Genomic DNA, 19,569 nt, shown 5'->3' on the forward strand with positions numbered 1-19,569 from the left:
GCCTTCTTTTTTCATTCATTCATGCCCGCTTCAAAGCATACATTCATAGAAGACAACTAGAAATTGTAAGCGCTGTCTATTTTCTGAATGAGGTGAAAACATGAGAAAAACAGTCATTGTAAGTGCCGCAAGAACGCCATTTGGCAAATTCGGCGGAGCATTGAAAGAGGTGAAAGCTGTCGAGCTTGGGGGCATTGCGATGAAGGAGGCGTTACATCGGGCCGGAGTATCTGGAAATGAGGTGGAAGGAACTGTCATGGGCATGGTTGTTCAAGCAGGTTCAGGACAGATCCCTTCCCGACAGGCTGCCCGTCTGGCTGGAATGCCGTGGGGTGTGCCGTCAGAAACGCTGAATAAAGTCTGCGCATCCGGACTGCGCGCCGTCACATTATGTGATCAAATGATCCGGGCGCAAGATGCGGACATTCTTGTCGCCGGAGGAATGGAAAGCATGAGCAATATTCCGTATGCCGTTCCCGCCGGGCGCTGGGGAGCGCGGATGGGGGACGGTGAGCTTAGGGACTTAATGGTATATGACGGATTAACGTGCGCGTTTGATGAGGTGCATATGGCTGTTCACGGAAATACAGCAGCCCGGGAATATGGAATTTCACGCCGGGAGCAGGATGAATGGGCGCTAAGAAGTCATGTGCGGGCAGCTAAGGCAGCTGATGAAGGGAAGTTTCAGGATGAAATTGTTCCCGTCAGCTGGATCGACCGAAAAGGAAAACCAAACACGGCAGAAATGGATGAAGCGATCCGCCGTGACACAAGTATGGATCAGCTTGCGACACTTTCTCCGATTTATACAAGTGACGGTTCTATCACAGCCGGCAATGCTCCCGGGGTCAATGACGGAGCCGGCGCGTTCGTGCTGATGTCTGAGGACAAAGCTGCTGAGCTTGACAAACGGCCTCTGGCTACAATTCTTGATTTTTCAACGACGGGATTGCCCGCGCACGAACTGGCGGCAGCCCCGGGATTCGCAATGAACCAACTCTTGAAAAACAATGGGTTAGCCGTCCATGATATTGACTTGTTTGAAGTAAATGAAGCGTTTGCTTCTGTTGTTTTGACATGCGAAAAAATTGTCGGTTTCGACCTGGAAAAAGTAAATGTAAACGGCGGGGCGATCGCGCTTGGCCACCCGATCGGCGCAAGCGGGGCGAGAATTCTCATGACGCTCGTTTACGAATTAAAGCGTCGGGGAGGGGGACTGGGTGTTGCCGCCATTTGCAGCGGTGCGGCTCAGGGAGACGCCGTCTTGGTGCAGGTTCATTAAAACATGATGAAAAAGGGGATTTGAATGAAAATCAAACAAATGATGGTAGCTGGCGCAGGCCAGATGGGAAGCGGAATCGCGCAAACAGCTGCCAGCGCGGGCTTTTATGTGCGGTTGTATGACGTAAATTCTGAGGCTGCGGAGGCAGGGGTAAAGCGGCTGAAGAAACAGTTAACCCGTGATGCCGAGAAAGGAAGAAAGACTGAAGCGGAAGTGAAGGGTGTAATCAGCCGTATTTCGATTTCTCAAACGCTTGAAGAGGCGAAGCATGCGGACATTGTGATAGAAGCTATCGCAGAAAATATGGCGGCTAAAACCGAGCTGTTTAAAACACTGGATCGCATTTGCCCGCCACATACGATTTTGGCCAGCAATACGTCCTCCTTGCCTATTACAGAAATTGCTGCGGTGACAAACCGGCCTGATCGAGTCATCGGCATGCATTTTATGAATCCCGTTCCCGTGATGAAGCTGGTTGAATTGATTCGCGGCTTGGCTACGTCAGAAGAAACGGCTTCAGATGTTAAGGGATTAGCGGAAAAAATGGAAAAAACAGCGGTAGAAGTCAATGATTTTCCGGGGTTTGTTTCCAACCGAGTGCTTCTTCCGATGATTAATGAAGCCATCTATTGTGTGTATGAGGGGGTGGCAAAGCCTGAGGCGATAGACGAGGTGATGAAGCTGGGCATGAACCATCCGATGGGCCCGCTTACTTTAGCGGATTTTATCGGGCTGGATACGTGTTTGTCGATTATGGAAGTTCTTCATTCCGGCCTAGGTGATTCCAAGTACCGTCCTTGCCCGCTGCTCCGCAAATACGTCAAAGCGGGCTGGCTTGGCAAAAAGAGCGGGCGCGGCTTTTATCAATATGAGGAGAGGACTTCCTGAAAGTCAATTCCATCCGGGGGTGGCCGAGTTGTATGTAACCCAAGAGCAAGTCATGATGCGAAAAATGGTGCGTGATTTTGCCCGAAAAGAAATTGCTCCCGCTGCGGAAATTATGGAGACAACGGACGAATTTCCGTTTCAGCTGATCGAAAAAATGGGTAAGCACGGCCTGATGGGGATACCGGTGCCGGAACGATACGGCGGCGCTGGGGCGGATGTTGTTTCTTATATTTTGGCGATTCATGAGATTTCCAAAATCAGCGCGGCTGTCGGCGTCATTCTTTCCGTTCATACCTCGGTCGGCACAAATCCGATTCTGTATTTCGGAAACGAAGAACAAAAAATGAAATATATACCAAATCTCGCGTCAGGAGAACATGTGGGTGCATTTGCGCTGACGGAGCCTCATTCAGGATCGGATGCTGGAAGCCTCCGCACAACGGCAATCAAAAAGAACGGCAAATACTTATTAAACGGATCGAAAATATTCATTACTAACGGCGGAGCAGCCGATATCTATATCACGTTTGCTTTAACGGCTCAAGATCAAGGCAGGCACGGGATTTCGGCTTTTATTGTTGAAAAAAACACACCCGGCTTTACCGTTGGAAAAAAAGAAAGAAAGCTGGGGCTTTATGGCTCTAATACGACGGAACTGATGTTTGATAACGCAGAAGTGCCTGAAGAGAATTTGCTTGGCAAAGAAGGTGATGGCTTTCACATTGCCATGGCGAATTTAAATGTCGGCCGCATCGGCATTGCGGCACAGGCGCTCGGAATTACAGAAGCGGCTCTTGATCATGCCGTAAATTATGCGAAGCAGCGAGTGCAATTTGGAAGGCCAATCGCAGCCAATCAAGGCATATCTTTTAAGCTGGCTGATATGGCGACTAGGGCTGAGGCGGCAAGGCATCTGGTTTACAACGCCGCAGACCTTCATAACCGCGGGCTGGCCTGCGGAAAAGAAGCGTCAATGGCTAAACAATTTGCTTCAGACACAGCAGTGAAAGCGGCGTTAGACGCCGTCCAAATTTTCGGCGGATATGGCTATATGAAGGATTATCCGGTTGAGCGGCTGCTTCGCGACGCAAAGGTAACGCAAATCTATGAAGGGACGAATGAGATTCAAAGACTGATTATTTCCAAGCATCTGCTTGATGGAACCTGATTGACAAAAAACGCAAAACGGGGGTTGAGGATATGGAGGAGAAACAGCGATATTCTCCGGGATTGGACGGTGTCATTGCGGCAGAAACGCACATTTCTTATCTTGACACGCAGTCCAGCCAGATTTTGATAAGAGGCTATGACTTGATGGAACTTTCTAAAACAAAAAGCTACCTGGAGCTTGTCCATTTATTGCTGGAGGGCCGGCTTCCCGCAGAAAGTGAAACGAAAACGCTGGAAAGAAGCATAAACAGCGCATCAAATCTGCCGGCTGATATTCTCCGACTGCTTGAGCTGCTCCCTGTGCACACGCATCCGATGGATAGCCTGCGTACCGGCCTGTCGGCACTTGCCGGCTATGATCGGCAAATTGATGATCGGTCTCCTTCCGCAAACAAAGAACGCGCTTATCAGCTTCTCGGGAAAATGCCTGCCCTCACTGCTGCCAGCTACAGAATCATCAATAAAAAAGAGCCGATTCTTCCGCAGCAAACCCTATCCTACAGTGCGAATTTTCTATACATGATGACAGGGAAATTGCCGTCCTCACTGGAAGAACGAATCTTTGACCGGTCGCTCGTCCTGTACAGTGAGCATGAGATGCCGAATTCAACCTTTGCGGCAAGGGTCATCGCTTCTACACATTCGGATCTTTATGGCGCTTTGACAGGGGCTGTCGCCTCCCTGAAAGGAAACCTTCACGGTGGAGCAAACGAAGCTGTGATGTATATGCTTTTGGATGCGGAAACAACGTCCGATTTTGAACAGCTTCTGCAAACAAAACTGAAAAGAAAAGAAAAAATTATGGGATTCGGCCACAGAGTGTATATGAAAAAAATGGACCCGAGAGCACTCATGATGAAAGAGGCACTCCAGCAATTATGCGACAAAGCCGGTGACCATCGTTTATACGAGATGTGTGAGGCAGGCGAGCGGCTGATAGAGAAAGAAAAAGGGCTTTATCCGAATTTAGATTACTACGCTGCACCGGTGTATTGGATGCTCGGCATACCGATTCCTTTGTATACGCCTGTCTTTTTCAGCGCGAGAACGGCCGGTTTATGCGCCCATGTCATTGAACAGCATGCCAATAACCGTCTCTTTCGCCCTCGTGTCAGCTATTTGGGCCCGCGTCAACAGGCGAAATCTTAAATGATGAAAGGAACTGGTAGAATGCTAAAAACGGATCACGTCATTGAAGAAATCACTGACTATGTGCTAGAGAAAGAGATTACAAGTTCTGAGGCGTTTACAACAGCCGGGCATGTGCTGCTGGATACGCTGGGCTGCGGGATTTTGGCGCTCCGTTATCCTGAATGCTCAAAGCTGCTCGGCCCGATTGTTCCCGGAACAATTGTGCCGAATGGAAGCAAAGTGCCGGGAACGTCATATGTTCTCGATCCGGTAAGGGCTGCATTTAATATCGGCTGCATGATCCGCTGGCTCGATTACAACGATACGTGGCTGGCGGCGGAGTGGGGGCATCCGTCTGATAATCTGGGAGGAATCCTTGCTGTTGCTGATTATGTATCGAGAGTAAGGCTGTCTGAAGGAAAAGAGTCTTTAACGGTACGCGACGTACTTGAAATGATGATCAAAGCACACGAAATTCAAGGTGTGCTCGCGTTAGAAAACAGCTTAAACCGAGTTGGCCTTGATCATGTGCTGTTTGTCAAAGTTGCGACAACCGCTGTTGCAGCAAAGCTATTAGGCGGCGGGAGAGAAGAAATCAAAAATGCACTTTCGAACGCATGGATTGATAACGCAGCCTTGAGGACATACAGACATTCACCGAATACAGGCTCGCGCAAATCGTGGGCGGCAGGGGACGCAACGAGCAGAGGCGTTCATTTGGCGCTGATGGCGTTAAAAGGAGAAATGGGTTATCCGACTGCTTTGAGCGCACCGGGGTGGGGCTTCCAAGATGTTTTATTCAATAAACAAGAGATCAAACTCGCCCGTCCGCTCGATGCTTATGTTATGGAAAATGTGCTGTTTAAAGTGTCATATCCTGCGGAATTTCATGCTCAGACAGCAGCCGAGTGCGCTGTCATACTTCATCCGCAGGTAAAGGACCGGGTTGATGAGATTAACCGTATTGTGATCAGAACACACGAATCCGCTATCCGAATCATTGATAAAAAAGGACCGCTTCACAATCCGGCGGACCGTGACCACTGCCTCCAATACATCACAGCGATCGGTTTGCTGCTTGGTGATATCACCGCGCAGCATTATGAGGCTGAGACGGCAAGTGATCCGAGAATCGATCAACTTCGTAATAAAATGGAAGTGACTGAAAATAAAACATATACCGAGGATTATTTGAAACCCGATAAGCGTTCGATTTCAAATGCCGTACAGGTTCATTTTAAAGATGGAACAAGCACGGAAATGGTGGAATGTGAATTTCCGCTAGGCCATCGTTTTCGAAGAGACGAGGCGGTGCCGAAACTGCTGGAAAAGTTTTCTGCCAATCTCAAAGCCCATTTTGCTGATAAACAGCACAAACACATTTATGAGCGCTGTACCAGCTATGAGACATTACAAACGATGCGCGTCAATGAATTTGTAGATATGTTCTGCGTATAAAAAAGGAGGTTTGCGTCATGTCGTGGATCGTCAATAAGCAATCGTCACAAGAGGAGCTTGCCGGGCGCTTCCGCAAGCTAATGTCAGCGCCGGACATTCTTCAAATCCCCGGTGCCCATGACGGGATGGCCGCCTTGCTTGCGAAGGAGGCCGGTTTTTCTGCTATGTATTTGTCTGGTGCGGCATATACAGCCAGCAGGGGGCTTCCTGATTTAGGAATCATCACGTCGGCAGAGATGGCTGAGCGAGCCAAAGATCTTGTACGTGCAGCTGATCTCCCTCTGCTTGTTGATATCGATACGGGATTTGGCGGTGTGTTAAATGCCGCCCGAACCGCCCGTGAGATGTTTGAAGCGAGGATTGCCGCCGTTCAAATAGAAGACCAGCAGCTCCCGAAAAAATGCGGGCATTTAAATGGCAAACAGCTCGTTCCGACAAAGGAAATGGCGCAAAAAATAAAAGCGATCAAGCAAGCGGCACCCTCCCTTATCGTTGTTGCCCGTACAGATGCCAGGGCGCAGGAAGGGCTTGATGCCGCGATGAAACGGTCAGAGGCTTATATGGAGGCTGGAGCGGACGCGATTTTCCCTGAAGCGCTTCAGGCGGAGAACGAATTCCGCCAGTTTGCCGAGCGCATCTCCGTTCCGCTCCTTGCGAATATGACCGAGTTTGGGCAAACGCCGTATTATCGCGCCGAAGAATTCGAAGATATGGGGTTTCAGATGGTGATTTATCCTGTCACGTCGCTTCGGGCGGCGGCAAAAGCTTATGAGCGGATGTTTCGTTTGATGAAGGAGAGCGGCTCACAAAAAGAAGGCCTTCACGATATGCAGACACGAAAAGAACTGTACGATACGATTTCCTATTATGACTATGAAGCGTTAGATAAAGCGATCGCCAAGACCGTTTTGCCTGATGAATAGTTTCGAGCAAAAAAGCCGGAGAACACTCCGGCTTTTTTGCTGCTATCGTTTTCTGAATCGCGGGCTGACTTGATTGCGTTTTCTGTCTCTGTATAAAATGAACCCGGCCAGCACATAAAGGCCGAACGCAAAAAAGATGAATCCTGACAAAGCTTGGAGCCAAAGAGCTGCAAACGGCTTTATTGTATGGCCGAAAAGCGAATCCCTCATCAGCTTAATGCCTAAGGCGGAAATGGCGCCGGGGAGGACTAATATCAAAAGCGCAAGAAGTCGGCTCATCCTCAGAAAACCCCTTTATCTTTATATTTCCTTTATTGTCCAGTGGAAAAAATATTTTGTCAAGAGAAGAAAACGTGGTAACATAGGGTTGTGCAAATTATTGCAACGGAATAAATAGGTGTGCAAATTTTTTCATATAAAGGGGTAACGGGATGCAAAAGGTACTGATTGTAGGTGCCGGTAAAAGGGGAACGGCGTTATTACATATGCTGATCAAAACAGCCATCATAGAGATCATTGCCGTTATTGACAAAGACCCCGAGGCGCCGGGATTGAAAGAAGCAAAACAGTATGGGATTGCCGTTTCATCTGATTGGAGACCTTACATACAGCAAAAACCGGATATCGTCATTCATACGGCCGGCGATCAAGCGGTGTTTGACGAACTCCTGCAGGAAAAGCATGAAGAGACCATTGTCATGCCGGGAAAAATGGCGTACATCGTTTTTCAGTTGATGGAAGAAAAGCAGCACCTGATTCAAATGCTGAAAGAGCAAACATACAAACACGACAGAATTTTTAACTCCACCCATGACGGGATGATTTTTATTGATATCAATGAAGAAATCATTCTTTTTAACCATATGGCTGAAAAAATAGTCGGGAAAAAGCGTGAGGAAGTGATCGGGAAACCGATAAAAGAAGTCATTCCGAGCACGGAGATGCCGCGGATTTTAAAAACAAGAGTGCCTGAATATAACCAGAAGCAGCTTTTAGACGATCATTTGCAAATTGTAACGACAAGGCTGCCGATTATTGATGAAGGCGGACGCCTGCTCGGGGCGCTTTGTGTATTTAAAGATATCACAGACGCGGTCGAACTGGCAGAGGAAGTGACCAACTTAAAGCAGGTCCGTACGATGCTTGAGGCGATTATTCAATCCTCCGATGAAGCGATTTCTGTCGTTGATGAAAACGGCATCGGCCTCTTGATCAATAAAGCGTATACGAAAATGACGGGGCTTTCTGAAAAAGAAGTCATCGGCAAGCCAGCAAGCACCGATATTTCTGAAGGCGAAAGCATGCATTTAAAGGTGCTGGAAACAAGACGCCCTGTCCGCGGTGTCAGAATGAAGGTCGGCCCGAATAAAAAAGAGGTCATCGTCAATGTAGCGCCGGTGATTGTGGACGGGATTTTGAAGGGCAGCGTCGGTGTGATTCACGATGTGTCCGAAATTAAAATGCTGACAGCTGAGCTGGACCGCGCCAGACAAATCATTCGCACGTTAGAAGCAAAATACACTTTTGACGACATTATCGGCAAAAGCGAGCAAATGCTGGTGGCGCTTGAGCAGGCAAAGCTCGGGGCGAAAACGCCGGCAACCATTTTGCTGCGCGGAGAATCAGGAACGGGAAAAGAACTGTTCGCCCATGCCATCCATAACGAAAGCGATCGGAAATACAATAAATTTATTCGCGTGAATTGTGCAGCCCTTTCTGAAAACCTGCTCGAATCAGAATTGTTCGGCTACGAGGATGGAGCATTTTCGGGAGCGAAACGCGGCGGCAAAAAAGGCTTATTCGAGGAAGCGAATAATGGCAGTATTTTCTTAGATGAGATCGGCGAGCTGACACAAAATATGCAGGCGAAATTGCTCCGCGTCCTTCAAGAGAAGGAAATCGTCAGAGTGGGCGGCGCGAAAGCAATCCCTGTCAACGTCAGAGTGATTGCTGCTACAAATGTAAATATTGAAAAAGCGATGGCGGATGGAATGTTTCGCGAGGACCTGTATTACCGGATTAATCGCTATCCGATCTCGATCCCGCCTTTGCGGCAGCGGCTGGAGGACATTGAGGCACTCAGCGTCAGGCTTATTCAAAAGATTAACAGGGATTATGGCAGGAATGTAAAGGGGCTTACAAAGCAAGCCCTGCGTGCCTTATCCGCTTACCACTGGCCCGGCAATGTCCGCGAACTGGAAAATGTCCTTGGACGAGCCATGATTTTTCTGAATCCGCATATGGAATGGATTGAAAAAGATCACTTGCCTGTATTCGAACTTAAGCAAACAGAAAGCGTCACAGAACAGGGGACAGGCTTTGATTTTCCGGATATTGAAGGTGAAAAGCTGTCTGTTGCAGTAGAAAAATTTGAAGCGCATTTGATCCAGCAAACGCTCGAAAAGCATCATTTTAACAGGACAAAAACAGCGAAAGCTCTCGGTGTCAGCATTCGGAACTTATATTACAAAATGGATAAATACGGCCTTGCAAATGAAGGCATGCAATAATTTGCAGAATAAACGCAAGCATCTGCACGAGTCTTCAATACATCAGGTATGACAGCGCAGCGGGGAGCTGGCATGGAACTTGCATAATAAAAGGCGGAGTCGAAATAAGAAAGGTGGTAACAGATGAAGCTGAAAGATTTGATCGGCAAAGCGTCGATGTACAAAAACAAGACCATTGCGGTTGCCCATGCTGAGGATGAGGAAGTGATCCGGGCTGTAAAGCTGGCAGCCGAGCACCTATCCGCCCGTTTTTTGTTAACGGGGGACAGCAAAAAGCTGAACGAGCTGACAGCATCCATGCAAGGCCATCAAGTGGAAATCGTTCATGCCAACACACCTGAGGAATCGGCAAAATTAGCCGTTCATGCTGTCCATCACAAAACAGCGGACGTTTTAATGAAAGGAAATGTACCGACTTCTGTTTTGCTTAAAGCGGTATTGAACAGACAGGAGGGCCTTCGGTCATCCAATATCCTTTCCCACGTGGCTGTGTTTGATATACCGGATTTTGACAGATTGATGCTTGTGACAGATTCGGCAATGAATATTGCCCCTTCGCTGGAAGAGCTTCGGCACATTTTGCAAAATGCCGTTTATGTGGCCCGTGCGGTAGGGAACAATATGCCAAAAGCAGCTGCTCTGGCAGCGGTCGAAACGGTGAACCCGAAAATGGAAGCGACAATGAATGCAGCCGCTCTTGTTCAAATGTGCAAAAGAGGCCAGATCAAAGGCTGTATTGTTGATGGCCCGCTTGCTTTGGATAACGCAGTATCACAAATTGCCGCAGCCCAGAAAAACATTTCAGGAGACGTAGCGGGCAGCGCTGATATCCTTCTCGTCCCAACAATTGAAGCCGGCAATATTTTATATAAATCACTGATTTATTTTGCGAAGGCCAGTGTGGCGGCAGTGATTTCAGGAGCTAAAGCGCCGATTGCCTTAACGAGCAGAGCGGACTCCGCTGAAAATAAACTGTATTCGATTGCGCTGGCGATATGCGCATCTGAAGAATACACACACTAGGAGGAACAAACATGGAACTTTTTAAATATATGGAGAAATATGATTACGAACAATTGGTATTCTGCCAAGATGAACAATCAGGCTTAAAAGCGATTATCGCGATTCATGATACAACACTAGGTCCTGCGCTTGGCGGAACAAGAATGTGGACATATGAAAATGAAGAAGCGGCAATTGAAGATGCGCTCAGGCTGGCAAAAGGCATGACCTATAAAAACGCGGCGGCAGGCTTAAACCTTGGCGGCGGAAAAACAGTCATTATCGGCGATCCGCGCAAAGATAAAAATGAAGAAATGTTCCGCGCGTTTGGCCGTTTTATTCAAGGACTGAACGGCAGGTACATTACAGCTGAAGATGTGGGCACAACGGTTGAGGATATGGACATCATTCATGATGAAACAGACTATGTCACAGGGATTTCACCTGCCTTCGGGTCTTCCGGAAATCCATCCCCGGTTACGGCGTATGGAGTGTACAGAGGAATGAAGGCAGCAGCTAAAGCCGCTTTCGGAACCGACTCTCTTGAAGGAAAAACCATCGCTGTGCAAGGGGTGGGGAACGTGGCCTACAACCTATGCCGCCACCTGCATGAAGAAGGGGCGAATTTAATCGTTACGGATATCAACAAACAATCCGTACAGCGTGCAGTTGAAGATTTTGGCGCCCGTGCCGTCGATCCGGAAGAGATTTATACACAAGACTGCGATATTTATGCGCCGTGCGCGCTTGGTGCGACAATCAACGATGACACCATTAGACAGCTGAAGGCAAAAGTCATCGCGGGTGCGGCAAACAATCAATTAAAAGAAACACGCCATGGCGATCAAATTCACGAAATGGGCATCGTGTACGCACCGGATTATGTCATTAACGCGGGCGGCGTCATTAACGTGGCAGATGAGCTAAACGGCTATAATGCAGAACGCGCATTGAAGAAAGTTGAAGGCATTTACGGCAATATTGAGCGAGTGCTTGATATTTCTCAGCGTGACGGCATTCCGACGTATTTAGCGGCTGACCGCTTGGCAGAGGAACGGATTGAACGCATGCGTCGCTCAAGAAGCCAGTTTTTGCAAAACGGCCACAGTGTATTAAGCAGACGTTAAGAAATTGAACTGGGGGTTATGGAAGTGCTACATGAGGAAAAGCGCATTCTCACAATTAATCCAGGCTCAACTTCAACGAAAATTGGTGTTTTTCATAACGAACGTAGCATTTTTGAAAAAACATTGAGACACGACATTGAAGAGCTGCAGCGATTTGACCATATTATTGATCAGTATGAGTTTCGAAAATACCAAATTCTTGAAACGCTTCATGAACAAGGAATCAATATCTCAAAGTTTGATGCAGTCTGTGCCAGAGGCGGCCTTATCCGGCCGATTGAAGGCGGAACTTACGAAGTGAATGATGACATGATTGAGGACTTGAAAAGCGGCTATGCCGGCCAGCATGCTTCTAATCTCGGCGGCATTATCGCGCGGGAAATCGCTGACGGCCTGAACATCCCTTCATATATCGTCGATCCTGTTGTCGTAGATGAAATGTCAGAGCTCGCAAAAATCTCAGGCATGCCTGAGATTGAACGGAAAAGCATTTTCCATGCGTTAAACCAAAAAGCTGTCGCCCGTAAGGCGGCAGCCTCTCTTGGCAAACGGTATGAGAATACAAAATTGATTGTTACCCATATGGGCGGCGGTATTACAATTGGCGTCCATGACCATGGGCGAGTGGTCGATGTCAACAACGGCCTTCACGGAGAGGGGCCATTCAGTCCTGAACGTGCAGGAACAGTGCCTGCGGGCGACCTTATCAATTTATGTTTTTCAGGACAGTATGCAAAAGAAGAAATGATGAAAAAATTGGTTGGCACTGGCGGGCTTTTCGGCTATCTCGGTACGAATGAGGCAGAAAAAGTGGCACAAATGATTCAGAGAGGCGATGAAAAAGCACGCTTCATTTTTGATGCCATGGCATATCAGGTAGCGAAGGAAATTGGGGCAGCCAGTGCTGTTTTAAAAGGTGAAGTGGAAGCGATTGTGCTGACGGGAGGCCTTGCGTACGGCAAAAGCTTTGTTTCCAGTATCAGATCATACATAGATTGGATTTCAGATGTTTTCGTCTATCCGGGAGAAAATGAATTGCAGTCTCTGGCGCAAGGGGCACTCAGGGTATTGCTGGGCGAAGAGCAATCTAAACAATATCGTATTGAATAGACAGACGAGGAGTGAGTCACCATGGCAACTGAGTATGATGTAGTCATATTGGGCGGTGGTACCGGCGGTTATGTCGCGGCCATCAGAGCCGCTCAGCTCGGCTTAAAAACAGCCGTTGTAGAAAAGGAAAATCTCGGAGGAACATGTCTGCATAAAGGCTGTATCCCGAGTAAAGCGCTGCTTAGAAGCGCAGAGGTATATCGGACAGCCCGTGAAGCTGATCAATTCGGAGTGGAAACGGCTGGCGTATCCCTCAACTTTGAAAAAGTCCAGCAGCGTAAGCAAGCTGTTGTTGATAAGCTTGCGGCCGGCGTGAGTCATTTAATGAAAAAAGGAAAAATCGACGTGTATAACGGATATGGGCGTATCCTCGGTCCGTCAATCTTCTCTCCGCTGCCGGGAACGATTTCTGTAGAACGGGGAAATGGCGAAGAAAATGATATGCTGATCCCGAAACAAGTCATCATTGCAACAGGATCAAGACCGAAAATGCTTCCGGGCCTTGAAGCGGACGGCGAGCATGTCATGACTTCGGATGAGGCTCTCCAAATGGAGAAGCTCCCTAAATCGATCATCATCGTCGGAGGAGGCGTTATTGGGATTGAGTGGGCGTCTATGCTTCATGATTTTGGCGTGAAGGTTACGGTTATTGAATACGCGGACCGCATATTGCCGACTGAAGATCAAGACATTTCAAAAGAAATGGAAAGTCTTCTGAAGAAAAAAGGCATTCAGTTCGTCACAGGGGCAAAAGTGCTGCCTGACACAATGACAAAAACGCCGGATGACATTAGCATACAGGCTGAAAAAGCTGGAGAAACGGTTACCTACTCCGCAGAAAAAATGCTCGTTTCCATCGGCAGACAGGCAAATATCGAAGGCATCGGCATCGAAAACACCGATATTGTCACTGAAAATGGCGTCATTTCAGTTAATGAAAGCTGCCAAACGAAGGAATCTCATATTTACGCAATCGGAGACGTGATCGGGGGCCTTCAGTTAGCACACGTTGCATCACATGAAGGAATCATTGCCGTCGAGCACTTTGCGGGCCTCAATCCGCACCCGCTTGAGTCAGCACTTGTACCGAAGTGCATCTACTCAAGCCCTGAAGCTGCCAGTGTCGGCTTAACCGAAGAAGAGGCAAAGGCGAACGGACATAATGTCAAGATCGGCAAATTCCCATTTATGGCCATTGGAAAAGCGCTTGTATACGGAGAAAGCGACGGATTTGTAAAAATTGTGGCTGATTGTGATACCGATGATATCCTTGGCGTGCATATGATCGGCCCGCATGTCACTGACATGATTTCAGAAGCGGGGCTTGCCAAAGTGCTGGACGCGACGCCATGGGAGATTGGACAAACGATTCATCCGCATCCAACGCTTTCTGAAGCAATTGGAGAAGCAGCGCTTGCCGCAGACGGCAAAGCCATTCATTTTTAAAAGCATAAAGGAGGGGCTTGAATGAGTACAAACCGACATCAAGCACTAGGGCTGACGGATCAGGAAGCCGTTGATATGTATAGAACCATGCTGTTAGCAAGAAAAATCGATGAAAGAATGTGGCTGTTAAACCGCTCTGGCAAAATCCCGTTCGTGATCTCTTGTCAAGGACAGGAAGCTGCACAGGTAGGAGCTGCTTTCGCTCTTGACCGCGAGATGGATTATGTACTGCCGTATTATAGAGACATGGGCGTTGTGCTGGCGTTTGGCATGTCGGCAAAGGACCTAATGATGTCCGGGTTTGCTAAAGCGGCAGATCCGAACTCAGGAGGCCGTCAAATGCCGGGGCATTTCGGGCAAAAGGAAAACCGCATCGTGACAGGATCATCTCCGGTTACAACGCAAGTGCCGCACGCAGTCGGCATTGCACTGGCGGGACGGATGGAGAAAAAGGATATCGCAGCCTTTGTTACGTTTGGTGAGGGCTCTTCGAACCAAGGCGATTTCCATGAAGGGGCAAACTTTGCCGCTGTCCATAAGCTGCCGGTTATTTTCATGTGTGAAAACAATAAGTACGCAATCTCAGTCCCATACGATAAGCAAGTCGCATGTGAGAACATTTCCGACCGTGCTGTAGGCTATGGGATGCCTGGCGTAACCGTGAATGGAAACGACCCGCTGGAAGTTTATCAAGCGGTCAAAGAAGCGCGTGAACGGGCGCGCAGAGGAGAGGGCCCGACATTAATTGAAACCATTTCTTACCGCCTTACACCGCATTCCAGTGATGACGATGACAGCAGCTACAGAGGCCGTGAAGAAGTAGAGGAAGCTAAAAAAAGTGACCCTCTGCTTACTTATCAAGCTTACATAAAAGAAATAGGCCTGCTGTCTGATGAGACAGAACAAACCATGCTGGATGAAATCATGGCAATCATCAATGAAGCGACAGATGAAGCGGAGAACGCTCCTTATGCAGCTCCTGAGTCAGCGCTTGATTATGTGTATGCGAAGTAGGGAGGAAGAACAAATGTCAGTAATGTCATATATTGATGCAATCAATTTGGCGATGAAAGAAGAAATGGAACGAGACCCTCGCGTTTTCGTCCTTGGGGAAGATGTAGGAAGAAAAGGCGGTGTGTTTAAAGCCACAGCCGGACTTTATGAACAGTTCGGAGAAGAGCGCGTGATGGATACGCCGCTTGCTGAATCAGCGATCGCCGGAGTCGGTATCGGAGCGGCTATGTACGGCATGAGGCCGATTGCCGAAATGCAGTTTGCCGATTTTATTATGCCGGCGGTCAACCAAATTATCTCCGAGGCTGCTAAAGTCCGTTACCGAAGCAACAATGACTGGAGCTGCCCAATTGTCGTCAGAGCGCCATACGGCGGAGGCGTGCACGGGGCACTTTATCATTCTCAATCAGTCGAAGCGATTTTCGCCAATCAGCCCGGACTGAAAATTGTCATGCCTTCAACGCCGTATGACGCGAAAGGACTCTTAAAAGCCGCGGTTCGTGATGAAGATCCGGTGCTGTTTTTTGAGCATAAACGCGCGTACCGTCTCATAAAAGGAGAGGTTCCGGCAGATGACTATGTCCTGCCGATCGGCAAGGCTGATGTAAAACGGGAAGGCGACGACATCACGGTGATCACTTATGGCCTGTGTGTCCACTTCGCACTACAGGCTGCAGAACGTCTCGAAAAAGATGGCATTTCAGTGCATGTAGTTGATTTAAGAACAGTCTATCCGCTTGATAAAGAAGCCATCATCGAAGCCGCATCCAAAACAGGTAAAGTCCTTTTGGTCACAGAAGATACAAAAGAAGGCAGCATCATGAGTGAGGTGGCCGCGATTATATCCGAGCATTGTCTGTTCGACTTAGACGCGCCGATCAAACGGCTTGCAGGTCCTGATGTTCCGGCTATGCCTTATGCGCCGACAATGGAAAAATACTTTATGCTCAACCCTGATAAAGTGGAAGCGGCGATGAGAGAATTAGCGGAGTTTTAAAGACGTAAGGAGGATACAATCATGGCAATTGAACAAATGACGATGCCGCAGCTTGGAGAAAGCGTGACAGAGGGGACGATCAGCAAATGGCTTGTCGCCCCAGGTGATAAAGTGAACAAATACGATCCGATCGCGGAAGTCATGACGGATAAGGTAAATGCAGAGGTTCCGTCTTCTTTTAGCGGGACGATTACAGAGCTTGTTGGCGAAGAAGGCCAGACTCTGGAAGTCGGGGAAGTGATTTGTAAAATCGAAATAGAAGGCGCAGATCCGGCCGAACAAAAACAGGAGCAGCCAGTGGCATCAGCAGCTGAGACGCCTGTCGCAGAAAGCAGCGCCGAAGCAAACGATCAGCCCAATAAAAAGCGCTACTCGCCGGCTGTACTTCGTTTGGCCGGAGAGCATGGCATTGATCTTGATCAAGTGACAGGAACAGGTGCCGGCGGCCGCATTACGCGAAAAGATATTCAACAAGTCATTGAAACAGGCGGCGTGCAAGAACGTGCTGAGGAGCCGAAGACAGCAGCTCCCGCATCAGAAGCTGGACCAAAACCGGAGCCGAAGGAAGAAATTTCATATCCTGCGTCTGCCGCCGGAGATCAAGAAATCCCAGTTACAGCTGTAAGAAAAGCGATTGCTTCTAATATGAAACGGAGCAAAACAGAAATTCCGCATGCTTGGACGATGATGGAAGTTGATGTCACAAACATGGTGGCATATCGCAACAGTATAAAAGATTCCTTCAAAAAGACAGAAGGATTTAATTTAACGTTCTTCGCCTTTTTTGTAAAAGCAGTCGCTCAGGCGTTAAAAGAATTCCCGCAAATGAATAGCATGTGGGCGGGCGACAAAATCATTCAGAAAAAGGATATCAATATTTCAATCGCGGTTGCCACAGAGGATTCTTTATTTGTTCCTGTGATTAAAAACGCTGATGAAAAAACAATTAAAGGCATTGCGAGAGAAATTACGGATCTCGCCAAAAAAGTAAGAGAAGGAAAACTTTCAGCAGACGACATGCAGGGAGGGACGTTTACCGTCAACAACACAGGTTCGTTCGGATCTGTTCAGTCGATGGGCATTATCAACTACCCTCAGGCTGCCATCCTTCAGGTGGAATCTATCGTCAAACGCCCGGTAGTCATGGAGCATGGCATGATTGCTGTCAGAGACATGGTCAATCTGTGCCTGTCCTTGGATCACAGAGTGCTGGACGGCCTTGTGTGCGGTCGATTCTTGGGACGGGTAAAACAAATTTTAGAATCGATTGACGAGAAAACGTCAGTTTACTAAATAGCAGAAAGAGCATTTTTTGAAACATACATTCAAAAAATGCTCTTTTTCTATAGAGGTTATTCAGCAATTCGGATTTTCATTTCAACCCGATATTCTTCTTGTTTTTTCGGTGAGTAATGAATCGGTATGATTAACTCGTAGACATCACTGACAACAGTCAATTGGCGGTCAGTGACATACTTGATAAGCTTCTGTAAGTTGAGAAAATAATGCTCAGGTGAAAAGTTATATGCGATACAAACATACCTGCCCTTAGGAATTGTTGTGATTTCCATATCCGGCGTAATCGCAGAAATTTGTTTATTCGTTAATACAGGCGTGAAGATATGCCGGTACTTCATTTCATCAATGCTGGTGTACGGCTGAAACGAGAAAGTGGCGCCGTAGCTGTTGTTTGTAAATCCATCTGCTGATTCAATAAATTTTTTCAATTTGCTATAGGAGGCGTTGAGCACATTTTCAGGCCCGATTCCATCTGCCTCTGTTTGAATGATGCGTGTTTCTTCTTCATCTAAAAGAAACACCTCGCCGAGCGCGGGAAATTCCATCTGCCGTTTCATTCGCTTTTTTACCATTGCGATGGTTTGCTCCAATGCTGATAAAAAGTCTAATTTCTCCCTGATTTGCTTCTCCTGCTCCGAATAAAAAGCAAACAGTTCTTCCATTTCTAAGTCCTGTGCCTTTTTCATCTCTTCTAAAGGTGTGCCGATGTATTTCAATGATTTGATCAAATCCAGATGAATGAGCTGAGAATCAGTATAATAGCGATAGCTGGTATCCGGATCGACGTAGGCCGGTTTAAATAAATCAATTTTATCATAGTAACGGAGCGCCTTAATTGACACGTTTGCCAGTTTTGAAACTTCTCCAATTGAATAATAAGATTCCTCCATGCCATCACTCCTTCTATATCAGTATAATAAAGAAGCGCATTCTTTGCAGTATACAAAGAATACGCTTTTATCATGTGCTGGCTTTTGCATGTGCAGGCGCTTTCCAAGCAATGGTCAGCGCAATGCCTATGGCTAAAGAAACTGTTGCAAAGTAGAATGGATAGTTTACATCAATATCGAACATCATTCCGCCGATAATAGGCCCGAATACATTGCCGATGCTTGTAAACATTGAATTCATACCGCCGGCAAACCCCTGTTCATTTCCCGCAATCTTTGACAGATAAGTCGTTACCGCAGGACGCATGAGATCAAATCCGACAAACACGGTGACTGTAACTAGCAGAATCGCAGCATAAGAATTCACGATTGTCATCAAGAATACCAGACTCGTCGAGAGAAGTAAGCTGTACCGAATTAAATGAATTTCGCCAAACCATCTTGTAAAGCGATCGAATAAGACGACTTGTGTAATGGCGCCAACAATCGCTCCGCCTGTAATCATAATGGCGATGTCGCTTGCCGTAAATCCGAATTTATGGTCAACGAATAACGCGAATAACGATTCAAATGACGCTAAACCGAAAGACGAAATCAGGATAATAAGAAAAGCAATGAAATACATAGGGGCAAAAATCCGTTTAAAGCCTGTTTTCTGCCCCGTTAGTTCCTGATTCTCTGGATTTCGCTCCGGCTCGCGCAGCGTGAAGATTGATAAAATGGCTGCCAGCAATGCAAAGGCCGCCGCAAAGAAAAAGGGGAGGCGGGAATGGATTTCCGCCAAAAATCCCCCGATCCCGGGGCCGATAATAAAGCCTGTTGAAATGGCTGCTGACATATATCCGAGCGCTTTCGGCCGTGTTTTAATGGTCGTGATATCTGCGATAAAAGCCGTGACCCCGGGCATAATGAAGGCCGCGCTGATACCGCCGAGCATACGGGATATAAACAGCATCTCAACTGTTTTTCCGATGCCGAATAATAACTCCGAAACACTAAAGAAAAACAGGCCGATCACGATCATGATTTTACGTCCAAAGCGGTCAACCCATCGGCCGGCTATTGGTGAAACAATGAGCTGTGTAACAGCGAAGCAGGCGACCATATAGCCCACCGCGGTACCCGATAAATGCAATTCATTCATAATGGTAGGTGTTACCGGAATGACAAGTCCGATCCCCAAAAAAGCAATAAATAAATTGATCAATAATATGGTTAAGGTGATATTTTGTTTCTCCATGTGACTTCCCCTTTTTTAAAGTGTATCCCTTATACTGTAAAGCCTCCTCTTAGGGGAGAGTCAACGGATTTGCAAAATCTTT

The 19,569-nt window shown here is 47.5% G+C and carries 17 protein-coding genes; 14 read left to right on the forward strand and 3 right to left on the reverse strand.

What is annotated here, in order from left to right:
- Positions 1 to 100: 100 nt before the first annotated feature.
- The 6 genes from V756_RS0113505 to prpB are packed head-to-tail and all read left to right on the forward strand — an operon-like array spanning position 101 to position 6,852.
- Positions 101 to 1,282, forward strand: a complete 1,182-nt coding sequence (locus tag V756_RS0113505) for an acetyl-CoA C-acetyltransferase (RefSeq protein WP_024715112.1) — start codon at positions 101 to 103, stop codon at positions 1,280 to 1,282.
- A gap of 24 nt (positions 1,283 to 1,306) precedes the next feature.
- A complete protein-coding gene (locus tag V756_RS0113510) occupies positions 1,307 to 2,170 on the forward strand; it encodes a 3-hydroxybutyryl-CoA dehydrogenase (protein WP_024715113.1) in 864 nt (287 codons plus the stop codon).
- 28 nt (positions 2,171 to 2,198) lie between these two features.
- Complete coding sequence (locus V756_RS0113515) at positions 2,199 to 3,338, forward strand: acyl-CoA dehydrogenase (protein WP_024715114.1); 1,140 nt, start codon at positions 2,199 to 2,201, stop codon at positions 3,336 to 3,338.
- 32 nt (positions 3,339 to 3,370) lie between these two features.
- Complete coding sequence (mmgD, locus tag V756_RS0113520) at positions 3,371 to 4,489, forward strand: citrate synthase (RefSeq protein WP_024715115.1); 1,119 nt, start codon at positions 3,371 to 3,373, stop codon at positions 4,487 to 4,489.
- A gap of 21 nt (positions 4,490 to 4,510) precedes the next feature.
- Positions 4,511 to 5,929, forward strand: a complete 1,419-nt coding sequence (locus V756_RS0113525; RefSeq protein ID WP_081719882.1) for a bifunctional 2-methylcitrate dehydratase/aconitate hydratase — start codon at positions 4,511 to 4,513, stop codon at positions 5,927 to 5,929.
- A gap of 17 nt (positions 5,930 to 5,946) precedes the next feature.
- Positions 5,947 to 6,852 (forward strand): methylisocitrate lyase, encoded by a 906-nt coding sequence (prpB, locus tag V756_RS0113530; protein WP_024715117.1) that lies wholly within the window; start codon positions 5,947 to 5,949, stop codon positions 6,850 to 6,852.
- Positions 6,853 to 6,894: 42 nt separating this feature from the next.
- On the opposite strand, the gene V756_RS0113535 is transcribed toward prpB, so the two are convergent.
- On the reverse strand, positions 6,895 to 7,131 hold the full coding sequence (locus V756_RS0113535; protein WP_024715118.1) for a DUF2627 domain-containing protein: 237 nt from the start codon (positions 7,129 to 7,131) through the stop codon (positions 6,895 to 6,897).
- Positions 7,132 to 7,283: 152 nt separating this feature from the next.
- On the opposite strand from V756_RS0113535, the gene V756_RS0113540 reads away from it, so the two are divergent.
- From V756_RS0113540 to V756_RS0113575, 8 genes are all read left to right on the forward strand, one after another.
- Entirely contained in the window at positions 7,284 to 9,362 is a 2,079-nt protein-coding gene (locus V756_RS0113540; RefSeq protein ID WP_024715119.1) for a sigma-54 interaction domain-containing protein, read from the forward strand.
- A 123-nt stretch (positions 9,363 to 9,485) separates the two neighbouring features.
- On the forward strand, positions 9,486 to 10,385 hold the full coding sequence (gene yqiS / locus V756_RS0113545; protein WP_024715120.1) for a phosphate butyryltransferase: 900 nt from the start codon (positions 9,486 to 9,488) through the stop codon (positions 10,383 to 10,385).
- An 11-nt stretch (positions 10,386 to 10,396) separates the two neighbouring features.
- Positions 10,397 to 11,491, forward strand: coding sequence for a branched-chain amino acid dehydrogenase (gene bcd / locus V756_RS0113550; protein ID WP_024715121.1), 1,095 nt, complete (start codon positions 10,397 to 10,399; stop codon positions 11,489 to 11,491).
- A gap of 18 nt (positions 11,492 to 11,509) precedes the next feature.
- Positions 11,510 to 12,601, forward strand: coding sequence for a butyrate kinase (gene buk / locus V756_RS0113555; RefSeq protein ID WP_024715122.1), 1,092 nt, complete (start codon positions 11,510 to 11,512; stop codon positions 12,599 to 12,601).
- A gap of 21 nt (positions 12,602 to 12,622) precedes the next feature.
- Entirely contained in the window at positions 12,623 to 14,047 is a 1,425-nt protein-coding gene (gene lpdA, locus V756_RS0113560) for a dihydrolipoyl dehydrogenase (RefSeq protein WP_024715123.1), read from the forward strand.
- A 21-nt stretch (positions 14,048 to 14,068) separates the two neighbouring features.
- A complete protein-coding gene (gene bfmBAA / locus V756_RS0113565) occupies positions 14,069 to 15,061 on the forward strand; it encodes a 3-methyl-2-oxobutanoate dehydrogenase subunit alpha (RefSeq protein WP_024715124.1) in 993 nt (330 codons plus the stop codon).
- Positions 15,062 to 15,074: 13 nt separating this feature from the next.
- A complete protein-coding gene (bfmBAB, locus tag V756_RS0113570) occupies positions 15,075 to 16,058 on the forward strand; it encodes a 3-methyl-2-oxobutanoate dehydrogenase subunit beta (protein ID WP_024715125.1) in 984 nt (327 codons plus the stop codon).
- Positions 16,059 to 16,079: 21 nt separating this feature from the next.
- Positions 16,080 to 17,351 (forward strand): dihydrolipoamide acetyltransferase family protein, encoded by a 1,272-nt coding sequence (locus V756_RS0113575; RefSeq protein WP_024715126.1) that lies wholly within the window; start codon positions 16,080 to 16,082, stop codon positions 17,349 to 17,351.
- Between the two features lie 59 nt (positions 17,352 to 17,410).
- On the opposite strand, the gene bmrR is transcribed toward V756_RS0113575, so the two are convergent.
- A complete protein-coding gene (bmrR, locus tag V756_RS0113580; protein WP_024715127.1) occupies positions 17,411 to 18,247 on the reverse strand; it encodes a multidrug efflux transcriptional regulator BmrR in 837 nt (278 codons plus the stop codon).
- A gap of 70 nt (positions 18,248 to 18,317) precedes the next feature.
- The gene (gene bmr, locus V756_RS0113585) at positions 18,318 to 19,487 is read right to left on the reverse strand and encodes a multidrug efflux MFS transporter Bmr (RefSeq protein ID WP_024715128.1); all 1,170 of its coding nucleotides are present in this window, start codon (positions 19,485 to 19,487) and stop codon (positions 18,318 to 18,320) included.
- Positions 19,488 to 19,569 lie beyond the last annotated feature (82 nt).

The organism is Bacillus tequilensis KCTC 13622 (genome assembly GCF_000507145.1).
Classification (GTDB): domain Bacteria; phylum Bacillota; class Bacilli; order Bacillales; family Bacillaceae; genus Bacillus; species Bacillus tequilensis.